This is a genomic window from Furfurilactobacillus siliginis (assembly GCF_001437435.1).
Classification (GTDB): Bacteria; Bacillota; Bacilli; order Lactobacillales; family Lactobacillaceae; genus Furfurilactobacillus; species Furfurilactobacillus siliginis.
In genome coordinates this window covers 1-2145 of record NZ_JQCB01000027.1, presented here as the reverse complement: position 1 = coordinate 2145, position 2145 = coordinate 1, and the positions used below count along the sequence as shown (strand labels likewise).

Here is a 2145-nt window from a genome sequence, read left to right as displayed (position 1 = left end):
CGGATTGGTCTTCAATCCGGTAGGTTGTTCGTAGTCTGCACAGCTACTTGACTTTTGTCCTACGTTTCCGCTATTAAAAATCAGAAAACAACAATGGGCCTGTAGACATAATTAGTTATGTCCCAGGCCCGTTTTTAGTTGCTATGAACTTTGCTTAACTTGCTCTACAGCGCCTTTATCCGGCTGTAAAATTAGATTTAATAACACCGCAGTCACGCTTGCAACGACAATCCCATTGCTAAGAATTAACTGGGCCGCTTGTGGAAGCCCATGAACAATGGCTGGTTGGACCGTTACACCAAGTCCCAGTCCAATTGATACTGCGGCCACTAGCAAATTACGATTATTGCGAAAATCAACTTGATTCAACATTCGTACGCCTTGCATGGTGACCATACCAAACATCACAATCATGGCACCACCAATAACCGGTACCGGAATAATGGTTGCCACAGCACCCACTTTAGGTAGTAATCCCAGGATAACTAGAAAAGCACCTGCATAAACCACTGGTTTTCTTGATTTGATTCCTGACAGCTGCACCAGGCCAACATTCTGCGAGTAAGTTGTATAAGGGAAGGTATTAAATAATCCGCCAAAAATGATTGCTAACGCCTCTGCACGATAACCTTTTTTCAAATCACTTTCGGTAATGTCTTTATTTATCACATCTCCTAAGGCAAAGAAAACGCCTGTCGATTCGACCATCGATACCAACGCTACCATAATCATTGTCAGAATTGAGGATGGTTCAAACTGTGGGACGCCAAAATGGAATACTTCTGGTAAGCGAAACCAACTCGCTGAAAGAACTGGCTGCAAAGATACCAATCCTAAACCACCAGCTGTCAGCGTACCGATTAATAATCCCATCAATACAGCAATTTGACGAATAAAGCCTTTGCCCCACGCGTTACAGATAAGGATGACGATTACTGTTAAAAAGCCAATAATCAAGTTAACTGGAGTGCCAAATGACTTAGCCGCAACGTTCCCGCCGCCAAGGTTCAAAAAGGCAATGGGAATGAGCGTCAAGCCAATCACCGTAATCACCGTTCCAGTTATAACCGGTGGAAAAAGCTTACGCAGCTTGGCAAACCAGCCGGATATCACGAAAACGAAAATTCCTGCCGCAATAATTGCACCATACATTGTACCGATTGAGAAACGTCCGCCAATCATCTGTAGTGGTGCAACAGCCTGCACCGCGCAGCCCAAAATCACTGGTAGGCCAATTCCAAAATAGCGATTAGAAAATATTTGTAGAAACGTGGCAATACCACACATAAAGATATCGATCGAAACAAGATACGTCATTTGCGCAGCATTGAAGTGCAGCGCACCACCGATTAACAGCGGTACTAAAATGGCGCCTGAATACATTGCGAGTAAGTGTTGTAACCCAAGCAAGGCAGCTTGTGACTCATGCTTAGCAATTGTATCTCGATTAACACCTTTAATCATGATTACGCCCTTTCGTCTGCGAAGACAACCTGTCCATTCTCAAACCCACTAATACTTGCCAGCGCCTGCAGTGGTACACCAGCATCGACAACCAGTTGATGCCCACGTTGGAATCGTTTCTCAATAACCACGCCGACACCTGCCACCGAGGCTTTAGCAGCATCCGCGATGGTAAATAAGCCATTAATCGCTTGACCATTCGCTAAAAAATCATCGATAATCAAAATTCGATCATGTTCATCAAGGAAATCGCGTGAAATCGAGATTTGATTCTCGACCTGCTTTGTAAACGAATAGACCGATGCGGTAAATAAATTATCCGTTAACGTTAAACTCTTATGCTTCCGTGCAAAAACGAGGGGTACCCGTAACGCTAAACTCGTCATCAACGCAGGCGCAATTCCAGATGACTCGACGGTTAAGACCTTCGTTATCCCAGCATCAGCAAACTGATGCGCAAAAGCATCACCTATACGTTTCATTAATTCTGGATCAATTTGATGATTCAAAAAACTATCGACCTTTAAAATATCCTTTCCAAGTACTCGTCCTGACGTTTGAATGCGCTGCTCTAATTCTTTGATGTGATCCTTCCTTTCTAAACAAAAAGAGCTTTCTTTGCGAAAATGGTAGATTGCAAATTTAATCCGAATTTTTGGACAAATTTGTCAGCATAACCTG

The 2145-nt window shown here is 43.4% G+C and carries 2 protein-coding genes; both read right to left on the bottom strand.

The features are described from left to right. Nucleotides 1–141 precede the first annotated feature (141 nt). Nucleotides 142–1464, bottom strand: a complete 1323-nt coding sequence (locus IV55_RS09920) for a nucleobase:cation symporter-2 family protein (RefSeq protein WP_057811749.1) — start codon at nt 1462–1464, stop codon at nt 142–144. Between the two features lie 2 nt (nt 1465–1466). After that, nucleotides 1467–2048: a xanthine phosphoribosyltransferase gene (locus IV55_RS09915; protein WP_057811748.1), complete on the bottom strand. Its 582-nt coding sequence runs from the start codon at nt 2046–2048 to the stop codon at nt 1467–1469. Nucleotides 2049–2145 lie beyond the last annotated feature (97 nt).